Origin of the sequence: uncultured Moraxella sp. (assembly GCF_945873075.1) — a bacterium.
In the GTDB taxonomy this organism is placed as follows: Bacteria; Pseudomonadota; Gammaproteobacteria; order Pseudomonadales; family Moraxellaceae; genus Moraxella.
The window spans coordinates 99,460-121,727 of sequence record NZ_CAMCBS010000004.1 but is presented as its reverse complement, the minus strand read 5'-3'; the positions used below and the strand labels follow the sequence as shown (position 1 = coordinate 121,727).

General features: G+C 45.1%; 25 protein-coding genes. 14 read left to right on the top strand and 11 right to left on the bottom strand.

What is annotated here, in order from left to right; all coding sequences use genetic code 11:
- Nucleotides 1-162 precede the first annotated feature (162 nt).
- From Q0N89_RS02655 to Q0N89_RS02640, 4 genes are all read right to left on the bottom strand, one after another.
- Entirely contained in the window at nucleotides 163-717 is a 555-nt protein-coding gene (locus tag Q0N89_RS02655) for a pilin (RefSeq protein WP_367178548.1), read from the bottom strand.
- Nucleotides 695-1,267 carry a tetratricopeptide repeat protein gene (locus tag Q0N89_RS02650; protein WP_294033254.1) on the bottom strand — a complete coding sequence of 191 codons (573 nt, stop codon included), beginning with the start codon at nucleotides 1,265-1,267 and terminating at the stop codon, nucleotides 695-697. The genes Q0N89_RS02655 and Q0N89_RS02650 overlap by 23 nt, the downstream gene beginning before the upstream one ends.
- Nucleotides 1,268-1,458: 191 nt before the next feature.
- A complete protein-coding gene (gene metW, locus Q0N89_RS02645) occupies nucleotides 1,459-2,076 on the bottom strand; it encodes a methionine biosynthesis protein MetW (RefSeq protein ID WP_294033253.1) in 618 nt (205 codons plus the stop codon).
- Nucleotides 2,073-3,299 carry a homoserine O-acetyltransferase gene (locus Q0N89_RS02640; RefSeq protein ID WP_294033252.1) on the bottom strand — a complete coding sequence of 409 codons (1,227 nt, stop codon included), beginning with the start codon at nucleotides 3,297-3,299 and terminating at the stop codon, nucleotides 2,073-2,075. Before Q0N89_RS02640 ends, metW begins: the two co-directional genes overlap by 4 nt.
- 259 nt (nucleotides 3,300-3,558) lie before the next feature.
- On the opposite strand from Q0N89_RS02640, the gene hemH reads away from it, so the two are divergent.
- Nucleotides 3,559-4,530 carry a ferrochelatase gene (hemH, locus tag Q0N89_RS02635; protein ID WP_294033251.1) on the top strand — a complete coding sequence of 324 codons (972 nt, stop codon included), beginning with the start codon at nucleotides 3,559-3,561 and terminating at the stop codon, nucleotides 4,528-4,530.
- A gap of 152 nt (nucleotides 4,531-4,682) precedes the next feature.
- On the opposite strand, the gene Q0N89_RS02630 is transcribed toward hemH, so the two are convergent.
- Nucleotides 4,683-6,908 carry an NADP-dependent isocitrate dehydrogenase gene (locus Q0N89_RS02630; RefSeq protein WP_294033250.1) on the bottom strand — a complete coding sequence of 742 codons (2,226 nt, stop codon included), beginning with the start codon at nucleotides 6,906-6,908 and terminating at the stop codon, nucleotides 4,683-4,685.
- 381 nt (nucleotides 6,909-7,289) lie between these two features.
- Here Q0N89_RS02630 and tsaD point away from each other — a divergent pair, with 381 nt between their 5' ends.
- From tsaD to Q0N89_RS02600, 6 genes are read left to right on the top strand one after another with little or no spacing between them, the layout of a single operon-like run.
- Nucleotides 7,290-8,324 (top strand): tRNA (adenosine(37)-N6)-threonylcarbamoyltransferase complex transferase subunit TsaD, encoded by a 1,035-nt coding sequence (tsaD, locus tag Q0N89_RS02625; RefSeq protein ID WP_294033249.1) that lies wholly within the window; start codon nucleotides 7,290-7,292, stop codon nucleotides 8,322-8,324.
- A 36-nt stretch (nucleotides 8,325-8,360) separates the two neighbouring features.
- Nucleotides 8,361-8,972 carry a 2'-5' RNA ligase family protein gene (locus Q0N89_RS02620; protein ID WP_294033248.1) on the top strand — a complete coding sequence of 204 codons (612 nt, stop codon included), beginning with the start codon at nucleotides 8,361-8,363 and terminating at the stop codon, nucleotides 8,970-8,972.
- Nucleotides 8,973-8,984: 12 nt separating this feature from the next.
- Nucleotides 8,985-9,521, top strand: coding sequence for a bifunctional adenosylcobinamide kinase/adenosylcobinamide-phosphate guanylyltransferase (cobU, locus tag Q0N89_RS02615; protein WP_294033247.1), 537 nt, complete (start codon nucleotides 8,985-8,987; stop codon nucleotides 9,519-9,521).
- A 37-nt stretch (nucleotides 9,522-9,558) separates the two neighbouring features.
- The gene (cobT, locus tag Q0N89_RS02610; RefSeq protein WP_294033246.1) at nucleotides 9,559-10,608 is read left to right on the top strand and encodes a nicotinate-nucleotide--dimethylbenzimidazole phosphoribosyltransferase; all 1,050 of its coding nucleotides are present in this window, start codon (nucleotides 9,559-9,561) and stop codon (nucleotides 10,606-10,608) included.
- Nucleotides 10,601-11,230, top strand: coding sequence for a histidine phosphatase family protein (locus Q0N89_RS02605; RefSeq protein ID WP_294033245.1), 630 nt, complete (start codon nucleotides 10,601-10,603; stop codon nucleotides 11,228-11,230). Before cobT ends, Q0N89_RS02605 begins: the two co-directional genes overlap by 8 nt.
- A 14-nt stretch (nucleotides 11,231-11,244) precedes the next feature.
- Nucleotides 11,245-12,003 (top strand): adenosylcobinamide-GDP ribazoletransferase, encoded by a 759-nt coding sequence (locus Q0N89_RS02600; protein WP_294033260.1) that lies wholly within the window; start codon nucleotides 11,245-11,247, stop codon nucleotides 12,001-12,003.
- Nucleotides 12,004-12,026: 23 nt separating this feature from the next.
- On the opposite strand, the gene Q0N89_RS02595 is transcribed toward Q0N89_RS02600, so the two are convergent.
- From Q0N89_RS02595 to Q0N89_RS02580, 4 genes are all read right to left on the bottom strand, one after another.
- Complete coding sequence (locus Q0N89_RS02595; protein WP_294033244.1) at nucleotides 12,027-12,413, bottom strand: PIN domain-containing protein; 387 nt, start codon at nucleotides 12,411-12,413, stop codon at nucleotides 12,027-12,029.
- Complete coding sequence (locus Q0N89_RS02590) at nucleotides 12,400-12,615, bottom strand: hypothetical protein (protein WP_078254846.1); 216 nt, start codon at nucleotides 12,613-12,615, stop codon at nucleotides 12,400-12,402. Before Q0N89_RS02590 ends, Q0N89_RS02595 begins: the two co-directional genes overlap by 14 nt.
- 94 nt (nucleotides 12,616-12,709) lie before the next feature.
- Nucleotides 12,710-13,597, bottom strand: coding sequence for a LysR family transcriptional regulator (locus tag Q0N89_RS02585; protein ID WP_294033243.1), 888 nt, complete (start codon nucleotides 13,595-13,597; stop codon nucleotides 12,710-12,712).
- 222 nt (nucleotides 13,598-13,819) lie between these two features.
- Entirely contained in the window at nucleotides 13,820-14,605 is a 786-nt protein-coding gene (locus Q0N89_RS02580; protein ID WP_294033242.1) for a M48 family metallopeptidase, read from the bottom strand.
- 456 nt (nucleotides 14,606-15,061) lie between these two features.
- On the opposite strand from Q0N89_RS02580, the gene Q0N89_RS02575 reads away from it, so the two are divergent.
- Genes Q0N89_RS02575 through Q0N89_RS02565 form a run of 3 tightly spaced genes read left to right on the top strand, consistent with a single transcriptional unit; the run spans nucleotide 15,062 to nucleotide 16,504 of the window.
- Nucleotides 15,062-15,769 carry a WG repeat-containing protein gene (locus Q0N89_RS02575; protein ID WP_294033241.1) on the top strand — a complete coding sequence of 236 codons (708 nt, stop codon included), beginning with the start codon at nucleotides 15,062-15,064 and terminating at the stop codon, nucleotides 15,767-15,769.
- Nucleotides 15,744-16,340: a WG repeat-containing protein gene (locus Q0N89_RS02570; protein ID WP_294033240.1), complete on the top strand. Its 597-nt coding sequence runs from the start codon at nucleotides 15,744-15,746 to the stop codon at nucleotides 16,338-16,340. The genes Q0N89_RS02575 and Q0N89_RS02570 overlap by 26 nt, the downstream gene beginning before the upstream one ends.
- Before the next feature lie 41 nt (nucleotides 16,341-16,381).
- Nucleotides 16,382-16,504, top strand: a complete 123-nt coding sequence (locus Q0N89_RS02565; protein ID WP_294033239.1) for a hypothetical protein — start codon at nucleotides 16,382-16,384, stop codon at nucleotides 16,502-16,504.
- A 57-nt stretch (nucleotides 16,505-16,561) separates the two neighbouring features.
- Here Q0N89_RS02565 and Q0N89_RS02560 read toward each other — a convergent pair whose 3' ends face one another.
- Nucleotides 16,562-18,169, bottom strand: coding sequence for a carbon starvation protein A (locus Q0N89_RS02560; RefSeq protein ID WP_294033238.1), 1,608 nt, complete (start codon nucleotides 18,167-18,169; stop codon nucleotides 16,562-16,564).
- A gap of 304 nt (nucleotides 18,170-18,473) precedes the next feature.
- Here Q0N89_RS02560 and Q0N89_RS02555 point away from each other — a divergent pair, with 304 nt between their 5' ends.
- Nucleotides 18,474-19,115 (top strand): DedA family protein, encoded by a 642-nt coding sequence (locus Q0N89_RS02555; RefSeq protein WP_294033237.1) that lies wholly within the window; start codon nucleotides 18,474-18,476, stop codon nucleotides 19,113-19,115.
- Nucleotides 19,116-19,234: 119 nt separating this feature from the next.
- On the opposite strand, the gene Q0N89_RS02550 is transcribed toward Q0N89_RS02555, so the two are convergent.
- Nucleotides 19,235-19,483 carry a helix-turn-helix transcriptional regulator gene (locus Q0N89_RS02550; protein ID WP_078254737.1) on the bottom strand — a complete coding sequence of 83 codons (249 nt, stop codon included), beginning with the start codon at nucleotides 19,481-19,483 and terminating at the stop codon, nucleotides 19,235-19,237.
- 173 nt (nucleotides 19,484-19,656) lie between these two features.
- Here Q0N89_RS02550 and Q0N89_RS02545 point away from each other — a divergent pair, with 173 nt between their 5' ends.
- From Q0N89_RS02545 to Q0N89_RS02535, 3 genes are all read left to right on the top strand, one after another.
- Nucleotides 19,657-20,547, top strand: coding sequence for a YafY family protein (locus Q0N89_RS02545; RefSeq protein WP_294033236.1), 891 nt, complete (start codon nucleotides 19,657-19,659; stop codon nucleotides 20,545-20,547).
- A 308-nt stretch (nucleotides 20,548-20,855) separates the two neighbouring features.
- A complete protein-coding gene (locus Q0N89_RS02540; protein ID WP_294033235.1) occupies nucleotides 20,856-21,716 on the top strand; it encodes a GTPase in 861 nt (286 codons plus the stop codon).
- Nucleotides 21,717-21,729: 13 nt separating this feature from the next.
- On the top strand, nucleotides 21,730-22,257 hold the full coding sequence (locus Q0N89_RS02535; RefSeq protein ID WP_294033234.1) for a hypothetical protein: 528 nt from the start codon (nucleotides 21,730-21,732) through the stop codon (nucleotides 22,255-22,257).
- Nucleotides 22,258-22,268: the final 11 nt, after the last annotated feature.

Genomic DNA, 22,268 nt, shown 5'->3' with positions numbered 1-22,268 from the left:
TGTGAGAGTAGGTCATCGTCAGCACCTTATTTGAAGCCCCCTGCATCGAGAGATGAAGGGGGTTTTGTTTTGTGTTGAGGAGGAGGTGTGGTGAAAAGGGGTTGTATAAAGTTGGAATAAAAAAAGTGAGCTGGAGCTCACTTTGGTTTGGGAGGGTGTTGATTATTGACCAGCTGGTGCGGGCGCTACAGCGGTAGAAGTTGCACAACCCTTCACTGCAAAATCTTCACCAACATCGCTGGTACAGCTCCAGCCATTGGCTTGAGTATAGCCCCAGGTGACCTTTTTGCCCTGAATACTTGTTGATGCATTATTGGCAAAAGTTGCTTCAATTTTAATATCGTTTCCAAGCGTGATGGTTGGCTTGTTGTCTTTCATCAAATCGCTGTTAAAGGCGCCGATATCGCATTTGGCAGCATCGGTAATGCCTTGCATTAAGCACATATCAACAGCGGTTCTGAGCTGGCTAGTTTCCATCACCACGCGGCTGACTTGGGATGATGCAGTGTAATTTTGGTATTGCGGGATGGCAAACATTGCTAGCACACCGATAATCACGATGACGATGAGTAATTCAATGAGCGTAAATCCTTGCTGAGCTTTCATAATGACTCCTATTATAAAGGCAATGTAATAACTTTTCGGAACATGAAAAAGTGAGCCGAAGCTCACTGAGTGACGATGGATGTCATCATCATTGGTTTTGGAACCAAGCATTGGCACTGCGCTTGGCAGATTCGATCTCACTGGATGATAGGTTTAATGCCAATTGGCTAACCTTTGCTTTGGCACGGTTGCGCACACTTTCATCCAGCATGCCATCACGAGTCGATAGATCATACCATTTATAGGCATCGACTAGGCGTTGCTGCTGTTCATCAATCATTGCAAGCGCATAGCTGGCACGGTTATCGCCCAGATTGGCGGCACGCTCAAGCCATGCTCGACCAGTTGCCAAATCCGCCTTGACTCCTTCACCGCGGAGATACATGATTCCCAGATTCAGCTGTGCTGGTGCGATGTTTTGTTCGGCAGCGCGAGTGTACCAATACACGGCTTTATTGGCATCTTTGGCGACGCCTTCACCTTTTTGTAGTCGCTTGGCAAGAAAAAACTGCGCATGGTGATTGCCACTCGCAGCTTGATTGGTTAGGCTTGCGATGTCCATGGTTTCGTAGCGAGCAGAAGTATTTTGATGAATCTGCGCTTGAGTGATGCTGGCACTACCAAGAACTGTTGATAATAAGGCGATTTTTAGAATTTTCATGATGGCTCCAGGGCGTGAGATATGGGCAAATGATTGCGCCTAGAATATTAATCAGTAAATTAAGACCAACTAAGAAAAAATAGCTCTTTGAGTGTTGGTTATTTTATATCTAGCTTAGCATTTTATGACAAAAAACTCAATAACAAAACCGTAATGACAATGTACATAAATTGTCAAAACGGTCAGGTTTGCTAATGTTTTGCGATACGATAAATCGCCACATCAGCCAGCAAATTCGGTGCACGCTTCACAAAATGATTCATAATCGATGCAGGGATTTTTGGGCTGGGCTTATCACTGATGGCAACGGCATCTAGAATGCGGATGTTATTGTCATCGCACAGTCGCTCAAAGTCCTTGAATGTGCATAGATGAATGTTGGGCGTGTTATACCATTCGTGCGGCAGGGTTTCGCTCATTGGCATGATGCCTTTGATGCCTAGATATACACGGTTTTGCCAATAGGCGAAGTTTGGAAAAGTGACGATGCCTTCTTTGGCAACTCGTAGCATATCCACGAGCAGTTTGTCAGGGGATTTGACCGCTTGCAAGGCTCGTGCCATCACCACAGTATCAAAGCTTTGGTCGCCAAATCGTGCCAAGCCATCGTTCAGGTCTTGTTCGATGATATTTAGACCTTTTGCCACTGCTTCATTGATTTTGGCTTCATCAATCTCAAGCCCATAACCACTTACACCAAGACTGTCTTGTAGGTGTGCTAAGAGCGTGCCATCACCGCAGCCTAAGTCCAGTACTCGTGAATTTGGCTTAATCCATTTTTCAGCAAGTTGATGGTCGATATTGTTCATACTTGCTCCTTAGTTGATTTATGGTTGGTTGGCTTATCGGTTGTATTTTTGCGAAGTGGTGCGCTCAAAAAGCCTTTGACTGCTTGAGTATAGCGGGGAATGTCAAACAAAAACGAATCATGCCCATGCGGTGCATCGACATTCAAAAAACTCACCGGCTTTTGATTGGCAATCAGGGCATCGACAAGCTCAATCGAGCGTTCGGGGGAGAATCGCCAATCGGTCGTGAATGAAATCACCAAAAACTGACATTTGGTGCGAGCTAGAGCGATTTTTAATGCTTCTTCTTCGCTAAGCTTGTCATCGGCATAATCACGAGTCGGGTCAAAATAATCTAGTGCTTTGGTCATGAGCAAATAAGTGTTGGCATCGAAATTTTGGCTAAAGCGTTCGCCTTGATAGCGTAAATAGCTTTCGACCTGAAATTCCACATCGTAGCCGTACATGAATTTGCCTGATTTTAAATCACGGCCAAATTTGGCTTTCATCGCTTCTTCGGTGATGTAGGTGATGTGCCCAACCATGCGTGCCAAAATTAAGCCACGACGGGGATAAGTGCCATGCTCCAGATACCAGCCATCATGAAAATCAGGGTCGGATAAGATGGATTGGCGTGCCACTTCGTTAAAGGCGATGTTCTGGGCGGACAGCTTTGGCGTGCTTGCGATAATCACGGCTCGTGCCAAGCGGTCGGGATAATCCACCGACCATTGTAGCGCCTGCATTCCGCCCATTGAGCCGCCGATGATGGCGTGCCATTTGTCGATGCCTAGTCGGTCTGAGAGCATGACTTGGGTTTTGACCCAGTCTTTGATGGTGATGAGTGGAAAATCCGCCCCATAAATTTTGCCTGTCTCAGGATTGATGGTCGTTGGGCCTGTCGAGCCATGACACGAGCCGATGTTGTTAAGACACACGACATAAAACTGATTGGTATCAATGGCTTTGTTTGGGCCGATTAGAGCATCCCACCAGCCGGGCTTGGTGTCATCTGCACTGTGGTAGCCTGCTGCATGATGACTGCCAGATAAGGCATGGCAGATTAAGATGGCGTTTGATTTATCGGTATTGAGTGTGCCATAGGTTTCGATGACGAGCTCAAATGATGGCAAAATTCGCTGACATTCTAATAATAAAGGCGTGTCAAAATGCAATGTCTGTGGTGTGACAATGCCAACGGATGATGGGTCAAGGTGTGGTGCAGTAGAATCGGTTGATTGCACAAATTTCCCCTAATTTATTTAAAAATAATTAGTATAAAATTAACAAATTCCTAACGGTAAAATCGCAAAACTTTGGTGATGATATTGTAGAGCGAAATGATGACAATGGCAATGTTTTTGGGAGATTTTATACATCTTTATGTGCCATAGGTGCAAATTGTTTAAGTAGTTAAAGTCAATCATTAGGCAAATTTAGCGGATTTTTTGGTCAAAAAATGCTACACTAAGCATCATTTTAATTAATCCATTAAGTCGTTGTATGATGTCAAAAAAAACAGCCATTTTATTGGTGAATTTGGGCACGCCAGATGAGCCGATGCCATCGGCGGTGCGTGCGTACTTGCGAGAGTTTTTGAGCGATACTCGGGTGATTGAAATCCCCAAGCTGATTTGGCAAATTATCCTAAATGCCTTTGTGCTGACCACTCGCCCAAAGCGTGTCGCCCATGCCTATCAAAGCGTGTGGACGGCTGATGGCTCGCCACTACTTGCGATTTTAAAAAGTCAGGCAAATGAGCTGCAAGCGCATCTATCGCATCAGGGCATCGATACGCCCGTGTATCCTGCGACCACCTATGGCAATCCATCCATCAAAGATACGATGGCGCGCCTAAGTGCCGAAGGCGTTGAGCGGTTTGTGATTTTGCCACTGTATCCGCAGTATTCGGCGACATCGACAGCAGCGGCTTTTGATAAGGTGGCAGAATTTGCGATGGCAAGTCGCAATATGCCTGAGATTCATTTTATCAAAGATTATCACGACCATCCGCTGTATATCGATGCGCTGGTGGCGAGCGTGCGTCGTTTTTGGGATGAGCATGGTCAAGCTGATAAGCTGTTGTTCAGCTTTCATGGTATCCCCAAGCCCTATGCGGACAAGGGCGACCCGTATCCAGAGCAATGCCGTAAAACCGCCGTTTTGGTTGCTGATAAGCTTGGCTTAACTGCCAATCAATGGGCGGTGAGCTTTCAGTCACGCTTTGGGGCGCAAGAGTGGCTCAAGCCCTATACCGATGAGCTGCTAGAGAGCTGGGGTGCGCAAGGGGTGTCGGTGCAAGTGGCAAGCCCTGCGTTTTCGGCGGATTGTCTTGAGACGCTCGAAGAGCTGGCGGTAGAAAATCGGGATAATTTTATGGCGGCAGGGGGTAAGTCCTATGCCTATATCCCTGCGCTCAATACCGATGAATTGCACATACAGATGATGGCGGATATTCTTAAGCGGTATCTATAAGTATTTGATTGTAAGTGTTTGATTATGCGAGATTTTTCATAACTTGCTTGATTTTTAAAGTTATCAGAAATTTGCAAATCGATACTAAAAGTGTCAACAATAAAAAGTGCCTTAACGAGCTGTTAAGGCACTTTTTCATCATCGATGGATGGTTAGTTCAGCAGTTCAAGTGCTTGGTTTAGTGTTGCACTTGGGCGCATGGCTGCTGATGCTTTGGCAAAGTCAGGGCTGTAGTAGCCACCAATATCGGTTGCTACGCCTTGAACTTGGTTTAGTTCTTCAACGATTTTTGCTTCGTTTGCAGTCAGTGCTTGGGCCACTGGCGCAAACTTGGCAGCGATGTCAGCATCTTTGGTTTGTGCTGCCAACGCTTGAGCCCACCACATCGCTAGATAGAAGTGGCTACCACGGTTGTCAAGCTCACCCACTTTGCGTTTTGGTGATTTGTCTTCGAGTAGTAGTTTCTCGGTGGCGCTGTCTAGCGTCTCGGCTAGGACTTGTGCTTTGGTGTTGCCAGTGGTTTGGGCTAGGTGCTCAAACGATACTGCCAATGCCAAGAACTCGCCTAGGCTGTCCCAACGCAGATGGTTCTCTTCGTTGAACTGCTGTACATGCTTCGGTGCAGAACCGCCCGCGCCTGTTTCGAACATACCGCCACCGTTCATCAATGGAACAATCGATAGCATCTTGGCAGAAGTGCCTAGCTCTAGGATTGGGAATAGGTCAGTTAGGTAGTCACGCAGTACGTTACCAGTCACAGAGATGGTGTTTTCGCCATTTTTTAGGCGTACCAATGAGAACTTGGTCGCTTCTTCTGGTGATAGGATACGGATGTCTAGACCGTCGGTGTCAAGCTCGTTTAGATACACTTTGACTTTGGCAATCAAGCTTGCGTCGTGTGGACGGCGTTCATCTAGCCAGAATACCGCAGGGGTGTTGCTTAGGCGTGCACGATTGACAGCAAGTTTTACCCAGTCTTTGATTGGTGCATCTTTGGTTTGGCACATACGCCAGATGTCACCTGCTTCGACATCGTGGCTCATCAGTAGCTGACCTGCTTGGTTGAATACTTCAACTTTACCATCAGCTTTGATTTCAAAGGTCTTGTCGTGTGAGCCGTATTCTTCGGCTTTTTGAGCCATCAAGCCGACGTTTGGCACGCTACCCATCGTGGTTGGGTCAAATGCACCATTTTCACGGCAAAAATCAATCACGGCTTGATATACGCCAGCATAGCTGCTGTCAGGGATAACTGCTTTGGTATCAACAGCTTTGCCTTCTTTATCCCACATACAGCCTGAGTTACGAATCATCGCAGGCATTGATGCATCGACGATGACATCGCTTGGTACGTGTAGGTTGGTGATGCCTTTGTCGCTATCCACCATCGCTAGGCTTGGATTGGCTGCATACGCATCAGCGATAGCTTTTTCGACGCCTGCACGGGTGTCCGCATCTAGCTTGTCTAGGTTGGCTAGTAGATTGCCAAAGCCATTATTGACATCAACGCCCGCTGCCGCTAGTGCATCGCCATATTGCTCAAACACAGGGGCAAAGAATGCCTTGACCGCATGACCAAAGATGATTGGGTCAGAGACTTTCATCATGGTAGCTTTCATATGTAGTGAGAATAGCACGCCTTGCTCTTTGGCATCTTTGATTTGTGCTTCTAGGAATGACACTAGCGCTTTTTTGCTCATGACGGTTGCGTCAATGATTTCGCCTGCTTTTAGAGTAACTGGCTTACGCAGTTCAGTTTTGTTACCTGCGGTGTCAGTAAAGACGATAGAAACATTGTCCGCGTTTTCAGTAGTATAAGACTGCTCATTGTGGAAAAAGTCGCCATGTGTCATGGTTGCCACGTGTGACTTAGAATCTTTGCCCCAAGCGCCCATGCTGTGTGGGTATTTTTTGGCGAAGTTTTTTACGGCATTTGGTGCACGGCGGTCTGAGTTACCTTCACGCAGTACAGGGTTTACCGCTGAGCCTTTGATTTTGTCGTAGCGAGACTGGATGTCTTTTTCTTCGTCAGTTTGTGGGTTGGTTGGATAGTCAGGCAGTGCATAGCCATGAGCTTGTAGCTCTTTGATAGCGGCTAGTAGCTGTGGTACTGATGCTGAGATGTTTGGTAGTTTGATGATGTTCGCTTCAGGCTTGGTCACTAGCACCGCAAGCTCAGCTAGGGCATCAGGAATACGCTGTTCTTCGGTCAGATACTCTGGGAAAGTCGCTAGGATACGGCCGGCAAGTGAGATGTCACTGGTTACAAATTCGATGTCGGCGGTCTTGCCAAAGGCTTGAATGATGGGAAGTAGAGAGTAAGTTGCGAGTGCTGGGGCTTCGTCGGTGTGCGTATAGACGATTGTAGATTTACTCATACGAGCTCCTTTTTAATGTCGTTTGATTGTTATCACTGAAATAAACGCGGCGTATTATGCCACATTTTCCCTGTTTTGCCTACTTATTTAGCTGTCAGCAGCATAGGATCATCACAAAAAGTTATAAAACAATACTGCGTCAATCGCTGTCATTACAAAATGACTGCACAGTACACATTACAATTTACTATGTTTCAACACCAAAAACAAGCGTTTACTGAGCATATCACCGTTGCTTTTGGTGATGATTTTTCATTTATCATTTATTTAATAAATAATGGTCAAAAACCACTCAAGCATTGACTAAGATGCGGCGAATTGTCATCAAATTATGCTATAATCAAAGGATTTATGTGAATGAATTGAAGAAATTGACCAACAATGAAAATTTTAGGCCTAGAAACTTCCTGTGATGAAACAGGGCTTGCCATTTATGATGATACGCTCAACGACGGCAAAGGCGGTGTGCTTGCCCAAGTGCTGTACTCGCAAATTGAGCTACACGCCACTTATGGCGGTGTCGTGCCCGAGCTTGCCAGTCGTGACCATATCCGCAAGCTTGTCCCGCTGTTTCATGAATTATTAAATAAAGCCAATATTGATAAATCAGACATCGATGCCGTCGCCTATACCAAAGGGCCGGGGCTGATTGGGGCGCTGATGACCGGTGCGCTGTTTGGGCGGACGCTTGCCTTTGGGCTGGGTGTGCCTGCCATCGGTGTGCATCATATGGAAGGGCATTTGCTTGCGCCTGTGATGACGGGCGATGGCGTGGAGTTTCCTTTTGTGTGCTTACTCGTGTCGGGTGGTCATACCATGCTTGTGCGGGCCGATGGCGTGGGGCAATACACCGTGCTTGGCGAGTCGATTGATGATGCGGCCGGTGAGTGCTTTGATAAAGCTGCCAAGATGCTGAGCCTGCCGTATCCGGGCGGCCCAAATGTGGCAAAGCTTGCCGAAACGGGCAATCGCCATGCCTATGAACTGCCACGCCCGATGCTACATAAGGGGCTGGATTTTTCGTTCAGTGGCATGAAAACAGCCGTGCATAATCTTATTAAAGACACGCCAAATGCCGACAGCGACCCTGTGGTGCGAGCCGATATTGCCGCAAGCTTTGAATATGCGGTGGTGGATACGCTAGTCAAAAAATGCGTCAAAGCACTCAAACAAACGGGTCTAAAACACCTAGTCATCGCAGGCGGCGTATCCGCCAACCGCTCACTGCGCCACAGCTTAGAGCATGAACTGAACAAAATCAATGCCGTCGTGCACTACGCACCGCCTGAGCTGTGCACCGATAATGGGGCGATGATTGCTTATGCAGGCTACTGCCGTCTAAAAGCAGGGCAGGCTGATGGCTTGTCGGTGGCGTGCGTACCACGATGGGATATGCAAAGCCTAAAAATCGCCTAAGCCTATCATTATTTAATAAATATACACAATAATCCCATGACCACGCCAACAGCCGTCTCACCGCTCACCACTGCTGATTATCAAAAGTGGCATAAGGGGCGACAGCATTATGGCGTGTGGTATATCCCGATTGATGATGATAAGGTGGTGGCATATTGTCAAAGCTTGCGTGATGAGCTTGGCGAGTTGTTTGCAGATAATTATCGCCGTCAGTGGCATATCACGCTGTTTGTCAATGGCTTTTATGTGGATAACTGCCAGTATGATGATGACTTTGATGAGTGTATTTTAACCAAGCAAATTAATGAGTTACAAAAGTTGCAGTTATCTAGATTTCATCTGACGACGCAGGGTTTGGGCAGTTTTATCAACTGTGCCTATGTGGGTGTCAAGATGCATCCTGCCTTGATGCAGATTCGCCAACATCTTGGCAGTCATCATCAAGAAATCGCACCGCTGACTTATACACCGCATATTACTTTGGGATTGTATCGCGAAGATTTTGATTATGATGCTGTGATAAACCGCTTAAACAGCGTGGCAGCGACAGTGCTAGACATCCCTGTCAATCGTTTGATGTTTGCAACCTTTGATGCGACAGATTTACAAGGAAAACTATATAATCAGCATGAAATCAGATTAAAATAAAAGGGATATTGCATGATTTATTTTATCTTAGGTGGCGCACGCTCGGGCAAATCCCGCCACGCCGAACAGCTTGCCAAAGACTATGAACAGCAAGGCAAACGCATCATCTATGTAGCAACCGCAGGGCGATATGATGATGAAATGATACAACGCATTGAACATCATCAACAAAGCCGACCAAAGCATTGGCAAACGATAGAAGAGCAATATGATTTAGCCAAAATTTTCGCTCAATATAACGATGAGCAAAGCGTGATTTTGCTGGATTGCTTGACGCTTTGGCTGTCCAATTTATTATGCCAAGATGATGGGCGATTTCAAATGTATAAAAATGAATTTTTAAACGAGCTTCAAGTGACCCGTGCCACCGTGATTTTGGTGAGTAATGAAACAGGGCTTGGCGTTGTGCCTATGGGTGAACTAACACGGCGATTTGTTGATGAGAGTGGTTGGTTACATCAAACCATCGCTCAAATGGCGGATAAAGTGGTGTTTTGTGTGGCGGGGTTGCCGATGGTGTTAAAACCTTCAACAAATCCATTAACCTAAAAAATCATGATTTGACAAAGACTTACAAGGAGTGGCTATGTGGTATTTAAACCCGATTAAACCAATCAACCAAACCGCACGCAAAGGGGCTTACGACCGCCAAAACCAATTAACCAAGCCAACAGGGGCATTAGGGCAAATGGAAGAGGTGGTGACAGAGTTGGCAGGTATGCAAGGCAAGGTGTGTCCAACAGCAAAACAGCTTTATATTTGTACCTTTGCAGGCGACCACGGTATCGCTAATGCTGGGGTATCTGCCTATCCACAGGCGGTAACTCGGCAAATGCTTTATAATTTTGCGACAGGCGGTGCGTGTATTAGTGTGATGGCACGCCATTATGGTGCGATAAGTCAAGTGATTGATTGTGGTTCGGTGGGAGAGCCTTATGCGGTGGACGGTGTGGAACAATTTCACATTGCTCCACAAACTCAAAACTTTTTGGATGGGCCTGCCATGAGTGCCGAGCAATGCCAAAAAGCCCTAGAAATTGGTAAATATAGCGTTGAAAAAGCGGTAGAACAGGGGGCAGATATTTATATCGCAGGGGAAATGGGCATTGGCAATACCACGGCAAGTTCGGCTTTGGCAGGATTATTATTAGATGAAAATGCACAAAGTCTAACAGGCTTGGGAACAGGAATTGATGAAAAAACCTTTGTGCATAAAACTCAAGTAATTCAGCAAGCAATTAATAAATATAAAGAAATTTGCCAAAACAATCCACTACTTGCCCTACAAAGTGTCGGTGGCTTTGAGATGGTGGCGATGGTGGGCGCTTATCTGCGTGCGGGGCAATTAGGTTTACCTGTGATTATTGGTGGATTTATTTCCGCCGTGTGTGCCTTATGTGCAGTACACATCAATCCTGATGTTCGTGAGTATATGCTGTTTTCACATACATCTGCTGAATATGGCAATCAAAAAGTATTAAACGCTTTAAATGCCAAACCTTTATTGGATTTGAGGTTGAGACTTGGCGAAGGGACAGGAGCGACAACTGCCTTTGGAGTGATTCAGCTTGCGTGTGTGGTACACGCGCAAATGGCGACGTTTGGAGAAGCGGGCGTGAGTAATCGTGATGAGTGATGGGCAAAGTAAAAGCGCAAGTGAAAGCGGGCTTATGCTGTCGTTGTTGCGACATGGCGAAACTCGGCTACTTGCCAAAGGTCATATCCTGCGTGGACAGCTCGATGACCCTTTGACTGACAAGGGGTGTGAGCAGATGACGACGGCTTTTGATAATTATCTGCCTGTGCATCAGTGGCAAGCCATCATCTCATCACCACTGTCTCGCTGTGCGGACATCGCCCACCAAAAATCAGCAGAATATCAGCTGCCACTTTGTATCATGGATGCGCTGGGTGAGATGGATTTTGGGGAGTGGGAAGGGCGAGCGACGGCTGAGTTATTTGAGCAATTTCCCGATGAGATGGCGATGTGGTGGCAGACACCGACCCAATTCACACCGCCTGATGGCGAGAGTGTGGATGCGTTTGCAGGGCGGATTGATGATGCGCTTGTCCAGATGGTACAGTTTGCCAATACGCACCGCTATGACAGACTGTGTGTCATCACGCATGGCGGGGTGATTAAATATCTGTATTGCAAAGCTCAAGGTTTGTCGCTTGATGAGATTTTAAAACAACCTGCCGAATTGGGCGAATTTCATACCTTTATCCTGCAAAATAATCGCTTGTTATTGCCATGATTTATCATAAAATCATCATTCCACTGTTAATCGCTGTGCAATTTATGACCACAGTGTCAGTGCGTCTGCCCTATCTACCTAGCCGAGAGCAAAATGCCTTATCCATGCTGTTTTATCCTGTGATTGGTTTGATGCTTGGTGGCGTATTGTGGCTGATGGCAAGTTTTATTCATCTGCCTATCATGCTCTTATCCTGCCTAATCGTCGCAGTGTGGGTGGGCTTGACAGGTGGGCTGCATTTGGATGGCTTGGCGGATACGGCGGATGCGTGGGTGGGCGGTTTTGGTGACCGAGAGCGAACACTTGCCATCATGAAAGACCCGAACGCAGGGGCGATGGGGGTGATAGCCATTGTGCTGTGCCTGATGCTAAAGTGGGCGAGCGTGTATGGCCTATTGATGCTTGATGATGAGTACGATGCGTCGCTTGTGTGGCTGATGATACCGATGCTTGGGCGACTTGGAGTGCTTGTGCTGTTTGCGACTACGCCTTATGTCAGACAGCAAGGGCTTGGTTCTGCCTTGCAAGATGTGCCAAAATCACTGCTATGGCTTGTGGTGGCAGGCTTTGGGGCAGTGCTGGGTGTGCTATCGTGGCAGTTGGCTGTGGTGATGCTTGGGGCGTGGGTAGTGATGCTATCTTGGCTAAGATGGCGATTCGTTGGGCGACTTGGCGGTATCACAGGCGATACAGTGGGCGCAAGCATTGAAATGGTGGAAGTGGCGATGCTGGTGAGTGTGGTGGCGGTGTTATACGGCGGATGGATGGCGTGATAAGCTGTGATTATTGGCTAAATTCACTCATCCAATCGTAAACGCTCTTTGTCAAACTTACGCTTTAAGCCGTCATCCAGTGTCAATAGCTCAAGATTGTGCGCCAAAGCGGTGACAAGCACCAAGCAATCAGGCAGTTTGATTTTGTGGCGTTGTCTTAATTGAATGGTTAATTGAGCGATTCTCGTATCAATTGGTAACTGAACAAAATGGCTGGTAATTTGCTCAAGCTGCTTTGCTGTCTCATCATCCACGCCATAAAACCCCACAAATTCCATATAGGTGATTAGGCTGATGGCGCATTCATTCATCAATGCATTGTGTGCGCTAACCAAAGCTAGGCTATCAGCAGTTTGTTTTTGTAGCCCAATCAGCGTACAAGTATCAAGCAAATATCTAATCCCATTCATCACGCACAGCCTTTTGATATTCTAATGGGTCAATATTCTTGAATGATGTCAAGGGTTTGGCTTGTGCAAAATATTCAGCCACCGTCATGGACTCGGTGTGCGTACTGACGATTTTGGTAATCCACTCTTCTGCACTGACGCCTTGTTCTTGGGCGCGTGCGATGATGATTTGTTCGATATTTGGGGGTAGGTCTAGTATCATGATTTATCCTTTTTATTGTTATTTGTATTGCTTGTAGTCTAGCATTGAACTTGTTTTTGTTCAATAATTAAGTTTGGCGTGATTTTGCCAATCTTCACGGCTTTTTAATCCCATCAAGCAATCCCAAAAACCCTTTCATATAATCCATCTGACGGTCATCCGTGCGAATGGCTGCATACAGCTGACAATACACGCCACTGCCCAGTGGACGGGAGACTACCCAGCCCTTACGTTCGTATTCTGCCACCACCCAATCAGGCAGGGCTGCCACACCACGCTCAGATGCCACCAGCTGAATCAGCATGGCGGTGAGCTCTGTGGTGCGGATATGCGCAGGCGTGATACCTGCAGGGGCAAGGAATTTGGCGATGATATCAAGGCGGCTTTCTTCGACTGGATAAGCAATCAAAGTCTGGTCGCTCAAGGTATCAGCGCTGATGGTATCTCGGCTTGCCAAGCGATGCGCAGGCGAGAGCACCAAGCGACTCTCATAAGTGAATAACGGCTGATAACTAATCCCATCAATCGGCAAATCACTGGCGGTAATCAACAAATCAATCTCATTATCCATCAGCATCTGATGCGGTTCAGGCTCAAAACCGGTCGCAAAATCAAGCTCCACATCGCTGTACTGCTTACGATACACATTCAAAATCGGCATCAACCAATCAAAACAGCTATGGCACTCGCTCGCCAAACGCAATCGTCCTGCCTGACCGTGAGCAAGCCTGCGGATATCGGATTTGGTGCGTGCCACCTGCGGTAGGATATTATCCGCCAGCTGTAGCATCAACAGCCCTGCCGGTGTGAAGCTGACGGGACGTGTGCGACGATTGACAAGGCTGATGTCATAATAGCTTTCAAGCTCTTTGAGCTGATGACTGATGGCGGATGCGGTCAGGTTCATCTCTTCGGCGGTGGTGGCAAGCGAGCCGTGACGCTTGAGTGCGCTGAGCATTTGTAGATGGCGGATTTCGAGCATGGGTATAATTCGCTGAAAATTTGTACAATTATAGCACAACTTGCCATAGAATGAATAATTTTCAGTATAACTATAATACAGTGAGATTTATTCAGCTTTTTCAATTTTGAATGACGATACAAATTATCTCATAATACAATAATTTTTTTTAAAGAATAACTATATAAAAAACGGTCATCAAAATTTTGATGACCGCTTGGTTGTTGGCAAAAAGATGCCCAATTAGCGTTTTTTGGCTTGCTCATAAATCGGCATTACTTCAGGAAGTTGTTTCGTGATTGCTTCGATGCGCGCTTCATGACCAGGATGGGTGGACATAAATGACAAGAGTTTATTGCCTTTACCAGACTGAGCTTTCATTTTTTCCCAAACGGTTACTGCACTTTGCGGATTGTATCCTGCTTGTGCCATCAATAAAACGCCAAGGCGATCAGCTTCCGTTTCATGACTGCGTGAATATGGCTTATCCAATCCATATTCACTCAGCAAATCTGCACCAAGATCAATATGGCTTGCATTAATGTTGGTTTTGGCTTGTAGTAACTGTGTGCCATATTTTTTAGCAAGACCAGTTAGAACCTGCTGACCGGCTTGTTTTTTGCTATGCTCTTTAAGTGCATGCGCCATTTCATGACCAATGATGGCTGCTAGCTCATCATCAGTTAATTTTAGTTTTTCGACAATGCCAGTGTAAACTGCCATTTTACCACCAGGCATCGCCCATGCATTTAATTTGTCGGAGCGAATAGTAACAATTTCCCAATTAAATTTCATGCCAGTTTCATTGGCGGCATCTGCAAAAGGGCGCATGCGGTTAAAGATTGCCTGTACGCGACGAGCAGTTGCTGTATTGGTTTCAATCTGCTCAACCGCTTTAATTTGCGAATAGCTGCTTTCTGCATCAGCATTGAGTTGCATGCTGCTAGAGCCAGTAATGTCCGCAACAGTTGAACAGCCAGTTAGTGTCAATGCAGCGCTGAACGCAAAAATAGTACTTTTCAGTTTCATGTAATGCTCCTTATTAAATAATTAATTTTTGACGAAACTGATTGTATTTTTATGTAAAAAATTGGAAAAGTAAAGTAAAAAAATGTAACTTTTATTATCTCTTTGATAATTAAATGAATTTTATATAAAATAAGTTACATTAAACAAAAGTGTCATAATAGGTACATTTTAAGGTTTGGTTTGGTGTTTTTTTTGATTGCAAGCATAATACAGTGAGATTTATTCAACTTTGGATATTTGCCAAGATATCATTGCAAAATCGCTTAAATTATGATGAAATTTGGCTGATTGACTTATGATAAGGATAGAAAAATGAAACAGTGGTTATTGTGCCTAAGTTTGGGGCTGTCGATGTCTGCTTTTGCAAATTCAGTATTTATAGAAGATCATGGTACTAGAGCTCAGCAAGAAAACATGGCTGGTTGTGCCAAACGCTCCATTGTTGGATATAATCATGTGAATTCTTGTGGTGGGTGGGCTAATCGGGAGCTTGGTCTTGCTAGCGTGTCTATGGATGGCAAGACTTGGGGTGTGGCAAAGCTTGATGGTCAGCTTATCATTCCCCTTGCGTATCAGTCCATTTATTTTTGTGGAGAATATATTGAAGTTAAACAAAATGATAAATTTGGATTGATTGATATCAATAATAAACAGTTTATTGAACCAAAATACGAATCGCTGTCTTGCCCAACCAAGCAATACGCCATCGCTCAACAAAATGGCAAATATGGATTGATTAATTTGTCAGACAAGCCAATGACTGAATTTCGCTACCAACAAATGCGTTTTTTGAATGATGAGCTGATTAAAGTGCGTGAAAATCACCAATATGGGGCGATTAATACAGATGGCAAAATCATTGCCAATATCAAATATCAAGATATTCGTGAAGATGATGGATATTTAAGAGTATCTTATCAAGATAAGGGCGGTGTGATTGACCGTACGGGCAAAATTGTTTTGCCATTTGATTATGAGTTGATTGGGTGGATTAACGAGCACAAAATCATCATCGCCAAAAAAGAGCAAGAGCAGATTAAATATGGATTTGCGGATTTAAAAACGGGCAAGACGCTTGTCAAACCCATGTATGACAAAGTAAGTGCTTTTCATGACGGCATGGCTGCGGTGCGTGTGGATGACCGCTGGGGGATTTGTCAATGAGCAGGGCAAAATGGTGATTGAGCTACAGTTTGCCTATGTAGATGATTTTTCCGAAGGCATTGCCAAAATTGGTGAAAAAACTGGGGAGCATACCATCAAATATGCGTATATTAATAAAAAAGGTTTGTGGATTAGTTTGGATCGCTATGATGATGCCGAGAAATTCAAGAACGGCTTGGCAGGGGTGGTAAAAATTAACAACGGTATTCGTCAGCGGGCATACATTGATCAAACAGGCAAGCCAATTGGCGGGCGATGGTATCATATGATGGGTCATTTTTATGATGGCGTTACTACCGTTACGCTAAATGGCAAAATGAATTTGATAGACAGACAGGGTAATATCCTGTCTGATGTATGGTTTGATGATATTTTGCCTTTTGGCGGGGAATTGCGAGTGGTAAAACTTGATGGTAAATATGGCTATATCAATACAAAAGGCGAAATGGTCATACCGTTACAATTTGACAATGCACATCCTTTCTTTGATAACCAAAAAGCAAAAGTGCGATTAAATGATAAATGGTACTATATCAACCATCAGGGCGTGATTATTGATACGGCGGAGTAGGGATAAAAGTTATTTAATTTCACCAAAATAACAAATGGGGCGTGATAGATGTCACGGGCAAAGTTGTGGCGGATTTTATTTATGATGATATTGAGTATATCACCGAGTTGCAAGTGGGTGCGATTAAGGATGGCGAAGAAGTTGTGATACCACTCATCGACTGATGGCCTGTAAAAAATTACCTGCATCAATGTGCAGGTAATTTTTTTTGGTGCAGATGATTATGATGCTACTTCAATCTTTGGTTCGACAACCAGTGCATCAGGGTCGCCTGCCACTTGCTCACGCTTGACAAAGAAGAAAAATGCCAAAGTGGTCACGACAGTCGCTGTGATGCCAAGATAAATCGATAGCTGATAATCCATGCCAAAGCCGATTTTGTTGTACATCAAGAAGGTGAAGCACACACAAGTCATGAACGCCGCAGGAATGGTGCAGACCCAATGGAACTTGCGATAGCGATACAGATAGCCTGCTGCCGTCCAGAGCATCACTGCTGCGACGGTTTGGTTCGCCCAGCTGAAATAACGCCATAGAATTTGGAAATCCACTTTTGACACCAAAAAGCCGATGGCAAATAGCGGAATGGCAATCCATAGACGCTTGAGCAGGGTGCGTTGTTCCATATTAAAGAACTCAGCGATGATTAGGCGAGCTGCACGAAATGCCGTGTCGCCTGATGTGATTGGCAATACGACGACGCCAAGCACCGCAAAGATACCGCCGACAGCGCCTAGATAGTAGATTGAGCTGTCATAGACGACTTTTGATGGTGAGCCTGCTGCGATGGCATCTTGAAGTGCTGTCAAATCAGGGTAGAACGACATACCGACCGCACACCAAATCAAAGCAATGATACCTTCGGCAATCATCGCGCCATAGAAAATAAAGCGACCTTCAGACTCATTCATTGCACAGCGAGCCATCAATGGCGTCTGTGTGGCGTGGAAGCCTGACAATGCACCACAGGTGATGGTCAAGAAAATCAATGGCCAAATTGGTAAATCGCCCTTAGGCTGAAGGTTGGTGAAAAATTTCTCAACGCTCAGTCCATCAATCGTGCCAAAGAAGCTGATTGGGTTGGTGGTGCTCAGATGGCTTGATACCAAACCATACATCATGCCGACAGACATGAATAGCAATAGACCACCAAAGAATGGGTAAATACGACCGATAATCTTATCAATCGGTAGCAAGGTTGCGATGATATAATAAATAAAGATAATCGCTGTCCAAGCAATCAGTACAGTCTCTTTGGTCATGCCAAATACCGTTGCGCCATCGGTTGTCGCAGCGGCAGCCGCAGAGATGTCTTCGGCATTATTCAAAGAAATCGCACCGCTGGCTGTCGTGCCAAACACATCCATCGTGATGGTGCTCATCAGCTGTGCAGGGCTTGATACAAAGACCACACCGACAAGTAGCAGTAGCACGACCGCTAGGATATTGACGAATGCCTTGACTGGAGCGCCCAGATATTTACCGGTCAAATACGGCATCGACGCACCGCCATTTCGCACCGAGAGCATACCGCACATATAGTCATGTACCGCACCGGCAAAGATACAACCAATGACAATCCACAGCATCGCCACAGGACCGTACAAAGCACCTAGGATTGGACCAAAAATCGGGCCAGTGCCTGCGATGTTGAGTAATTGGATGAGCCAAATTTTCTTTTTGGACATTGGCACATAGTCCACGCCATCAGCCATCGTGTAGGCAGGCGTGTTTTTGTTAGGATTGATGACAAAGATGCGTTCAATCACCTTGCCATAAATCACATAGCCGACCAGCAGTACGGCGATACAAAAAAAGAACCATAACATAAATTAGTCTTCCTAACTTTGGCAAGGGAATCTTGCCTAGATATAAACCTGCCATCAGAACCAATGGCGGATAAAAAAATAAACACTGCCATCGCGGTGCGCCCCTATACCATACTGAATTATCGCTTATTTGTAAAGTTATTTTACGCAGTATTGATGGGCGGGATGTATCAGCGCAAGCGGTGTGATTGATTGGTTGTTTAGCAAACTTTCAAATATCTTTAGTAATAAAAAATTACTCAATTTATCCAGTTTTTCTGATAGGATATGCACAATTTTTCAGCAATTTATTTTGAGCGTCTTTATGGACATAGTGTTACAACTGATTGATTTTATCCTGCATATCGATTTGCATTTGGCGGAGTTTTTCCAAAACTACGGCATGTGGATTTATGTGATTTTGTTTTTGATTGTCTTTGTTGAGACAGGGCTTGTGGTGATGCCATTTTTGCCGGGTGATAGTATGCTGTTTGCGGCAGGGGCGTTGGCGGCGTTTACTGGTGCGCTCAATCCTGCGCTATTGATTGGGCTGTTGTTCCTTGCGGCAGTGCTTGGCGATACGCTTAATTATCATATCGGCAAATACATCGGCCCAAAGGTATTTGAAATTGATTCTAAATGGATTAATAAACAACACTTGATTAATACGCAGAAGTTTTTTGCCAAGCATGGCGGTAAGACGATTATTTTGGCACGATTTTTGCCATTTGCACGTACCTTTGCGCCCTTTGTGGCAGGTGCAGGCAGTATGAATTATAAGTATTTTATCAGCTATAATATCATCGGCGGCTTTTGTTGGGTGGCGTCGTTTACACTGCTTGGCTACTTTTTTGGCAATCAGCCAGTGATTAAAGAGAATTTTACCTATGTGATTTTTGGGATTATTATCTTTAGTGTATTGCCGATAGTGGTTGGCTTTGTGCGTGAGAAGTTGAAAAAGTCTTGATAATCAACTGTTTATTGATATAAATCTTTTAACCCTGTCAAGATGGCAGGGTTTTTCTATGGCTATAAAAAAGTGATGGCGTGACACCACCTGTCAAATCGCTTTGTTAAACTAGCGACCTAAGACAGGGATTGTGCTTGATGAATCAAGTCGATACCGTCTTGTGGGTTTAGCCCTAAGGCTTGGCAATACCACACAAATTCCACCACATCAAGGCGACGATCACCTTCTTCGATGCGTTGGACGAATGAGTGGGGGCGATCAAGCCTGTGGGCAAGCTCACGCATGGTGAGACCTAGTCGTAGGCGTTCACTGCGTAGCCAAGTGCGCACGGCGATCATTTCGGGGCTGTAGATACTTTTGGTCATAGGTCTATTTACAACAACTTGACCGAATTACTCAAATTGAGTACAATCTGCCTAAATAATGCCGATCATCGCTAAGTCCCATATCAGTCGGTCAGGCGCTGTCTGCTGTGCTATGATAGGGGTGGTGCTGGGTTTGCCAGTATGATTAATGACATAACAAGGAACATTCTTGTATGAGTGATTCTCCACACGAAAAACTGGCGTATCGGTTATCCGACATGATCACCATGCTCAATACTGGTGAGATGCTCAATATCACTGATTTGACCGAAAAATATCAGGTCAGTCGCCGTACCATGCTTCGAGATATCGAAGATCGCTTGGGATTTTTACCACTCCAAAAAACCGCTCAGGGCTATAAGCTTGAGCCAAGCTATCTAGGACAGCTCAGTTACAAAGATATCCGCACTTTTGCTCAGATTTCGGGCATTGCAGGGCTATATCCCAATCTTGATACTTCTTTTTTGCGTGAGATTCTTGATCATCGTGCCAGCCAAGTGTATTCGGTTAAGGGCTATACCTTTGAAGATGCCAAGCAGTTTGAGCCGATGATGGCTCAGCTAAAAACTGCCATCAAGGCCTGTCAGATGGTGGCGTTCATTTATAAGGATAAATCCCGACTGGTTGCGCCGTATAAGATTATCCATCATCGGGGCTGTTGGTATTTGGCAGGTGTGCAAGATGGCGAGCTCAAGGCGTATCGCATGAGTCGCATCAGTGAGTTTCGCTATGATGAGAGCTTGCCTAGTTTTGTGATGGATAAAGGTGTTGTTGAGCGTATCAATCAAGACGAGAGCATTTGGTATGGTCAGGATAAGGTAGAAGTGGTGCTCAAAGTCAGTCATGATGTGGCATCGCACTTTATGCAGCGACAGCTACTGCCCGAGCAGCAGCTCATCAAAGAGCTTGATGATGGCGGACTGCTACTATCAAGCCATGTGGTGAGTGCCAAGCAGATTTTGCCACTTGTGCGCTACTGGATACCGCATCTGAAGATTGTTAGTCCTGAAGGGTGGCAGGCGCAGATGATGGCGGAGTTAAGAGAATATTTGGGCGAAGAGTAAGGAGAGAGTTATGTCAAGTTTTGTGCAAAATCAGAAACGCATGGCAAAATGTCCAAAGTGTAAAAAGATGCACTTGACTGCCAAAGCATCATCGCTGTCATTTGGTAGTGTGGTGTGTGATGAGTGTTCCAAAGTGTCAGTCGCTTGTCGTGAGTGCGGCAAAGAGTTTCGTGTGGCTTCGGATGCTTTGGTAAAACCAACAAAGTGTTGGTCATGCTCAAGCACATTGGAGAAGTTGAAACATTTTTCACCCAAGCAGTCAGATATCATTGTCAAATAAGCAGAGATTAAGGCTTTTTGGAAACTTTATGTCAAAGAAAATTTCAAAAGAAATGAAGCAATTGCTCAAAAAAAGTCAGGCAATGCGTGATGAGCTAGCAGATGTTTTATCCATCAAAGATAAGGGTGGCAAGCCTATCGTGGCGACATGGGGACTGATGAATGCGGGCAAAAGCTATCTACTCAATATGCTGACTGAGCATATTGATGATGAGTATTTCAAGGTCAATGACATTCGCGAAACCGCCACATTAAAAGAATGTGAGATGGGTGAATGTATTTTTCTTGACACGCCAGGGTTGGATGCTAATCATGCGGACAATATGCAAGCACTCAAGGGTGCTGCCAAGGCAGATGTTGTGCTGTTCGTACATCAGCTACAAGGTGAGCTTGAAGCTGTTGAGATTGAGTTTTTGCAAGAGCTGCGAGCGTCATTTGGTGAATATGCTAGTGAAAATATCATTATGATCTTTAGCAAGATTGATAAAGAATCTCAAGATAAAGTGGATCAAATCCAAAGCCGAGTACTTGAGCAGTGCCAAGAGTATTTGGGATTTTCACCCGTATGTTTTCAAGTGTCAAATACTCGATATAAAAAAGGCGTGCAAGAGCACAAAGATGGGATGGTACGAGCAAGCCACATCGATGAGCTTAAGCAGCACTTGTACCAGAATGCGCTATCCAATGTCAAAAAAGTTCGCATGACTAGACAGGTGTCTATGATCCGAGCAATAACCGAAGAATTGGCGGTAATGGATCAGGAGATACGAAAATATCAAGCGCAGATTGCAGAACCGACTATCGAAGCTTTTCGACAAGCTGGTAAGCTGATGAAAAAAGAAATCATGCCTGCGCTTCAAAAATATCAAGAGCGTTATGAAGAGATTTGATTAGGAGAAAATTATGGCACTTCCCTGGTTGATTGGTGGCGCAGCATTATTAATTGGTGGTGCTGTGGCAGCAGCTATGAGCGATGATGAAAAAGAAGAGTCAAGTTCGGCTTATGATGACGATGATGACTATGAAGATGAATTAAGAGAAGAAATTCAGTCTGAGACCAACTCTTTTTTAAGAACTCAAGGCGAGCTATTAAATGACATCTTAAAAGGCGTGACAGATGAGTTTGATCCAACATCGTATTGGGATTTGGATAGCGATGATGTTTCTGAGCTAAAAAATATCATGGACGAAGGTCGTGAGCAGTGCATCTATGAAAATGTCCGAGTGATGGATCGCATGACTAAAACAAGCTTGGCAGATGCTACGGGTCAGCTTTCTTATCGAGTCTGGAAGATTTATCTTAGTAGACTGTATGTCACATCTGATTTTGACAAAATGATAAGCCAGCTAGAAGAGCTGCAAAATGAGCGAGATGATATCGCCCAAATATTGCGTAGTGCTAATAAGACATTAAAATCACTTGACAAATGATTGGGAAAGTA

Excerpts from the sequence above, each read along its gene's own strand:
- Q0N89_RS02570 (WP_294033240.1), top strand. The coding sequence starts at position 15,744 with ATGACCGCTGGGGGATTTGTCAATGAGCAGGGCAAAATGGTGATTGAG.
- hemH (WP_294033251.1), top strand. The coding sequence starts at position 3,559 with ATGATGTCAAAAAAAACAGCCATTTTATTGGTGAATTTGGGCACGCCA.
- Q0N89_RS02620 (WP_294033248.1), top strand. The coding sequence starts at position 8,361 with ATGACCACGCCAACAGCCGTCTCACCGCTCACCACTGCTGATTATCAA.
- Q0N89_RS02595 (WP_294033244.1), bottom strand. The coding sequence starts at position 12,413 with ATGAATGGGATTAGATATTTGCTTGATACTTGTACGCTGATTGGGCTA.
- Q0N89_RS02650 (WP_294033254.1), bottom strand. The coding sequence starts at position 1,267 with ATGAAAATTCTAAAAATCGCCTTATTATCAACAGTTCTTGGTAGTGCC.
- cobU (WP_294033247.1), top strand. The coding sequence starts at position 8,985 with ATGATTTATTTTATCTTAGGTGGCGCACGCTCGGGCAAATCCCGCCAC.
- Q0N89_RS02630 (WP_294033250.1), bottom strand. The coding sequence starts at position 6,908 with ATGAGTAAATCTACAATCGTCTATACGCACACCGACGAAGCCCCAGCA.
- Q0N89_RS02655 (WP_367178548.1), bottom strand. The coding sequence starts at position 717 with ATGCTTGGTTCCAAAACCAATGATGATGACATCCATCGTCACTCAGTG.
- Q0N89_RS02580 (WP_294033242.1), bottom strand. The coding sequence starts at position 14,605 with ATGAAACTGAAAAGTACTATTTTTGCGTTCAGCGCTGCATTGACACTA.
- Q0N89_RS02585 (WP_294033243.1), bottom strand. The coding sequence starts at position 13,597 with ATGCTCGAAATCCGCCATCTACAAATGCTCAGCGCACTCAAGCGTCAC.
- Q0N89_RS02560 (WP_294033238.1), bottom strand. The coding sequence starts at position 18,169 with ATGTTATGGTTCTTTTTTTGTATCGCCGTACTGCTGGTCGGCTATGTG.
- Q0N89_RS02540 (WP_294033235.1), top strand. The coding sequence starts at position 20,856 with ATGTCAAAGAAAATTTCAAAAGAAATGAAGCAATTGCTCAAAAAAAGT.
- tsaD (WP_294033249.1), top strand. The coding sequence starts at position 7,290 with ATGAAAATTTTAGGCCTAGAAACTTCCTGTGATGAAACAGGGCTTGCC.
- Q0N89_RS02555 (WP_294033237.1), top strand. The coding sequence starts at position 18,474 with ATGGACATAGTGTTACAACTGATTGATTTTATCCTGCATATCGATTTG.
- cobT (WP_294033246.1), top strand. The coding sequence starts at position 9,559 with ATGTGGTATTTAAACCCGATTAAACCAATCAACCAAACCGCACGCAAA.
- Q0N89_RS02590 (WP_078254846.1), bottom strand. The coding sequence starts at position 12,615 with ATGATACTAGACCTACCCCCAAATATCGAACAAATCATCATCGCACGC.
- Q0N89_RS02605 (WP_294033245.1), top strand. The coding sequence starts at position 10,601 with ATGAGTGATGGGCAAAGTAAAAGCGCAAGTGAAAGCGGGCTTATGCTG.
- Q0N89_RS02545 (WP_294033236.1), top strand. The coding sequence starts at position 19,657 with ATGAGTGATTCTCCACACGAAAAACTGGCGTATCGGTTATCCGACATG.
- Q0N89_RS02535 (WP_294033234.1), top strand. The coding sequence starts at position 21,730 with ATGGCACTTCCCTGGTTGATTGGTGGCGCAGCATTATTAATTGGTGGT.
- metW (WP_294033253.1), bottom strand. The coding sequence starts at position 2,076 with ATGAACAATATCGACCATCAACTTGCTGAAAAATGGATTAAGCCAAAT.
- Q0N89_RS02550 (WP_078254737.1), bottom strand. The coding sequence starts at position 19,483 with ATGACCAAAAGTATCTACAGCCCCGAAATGATCGCCGTGCGCACTTGG.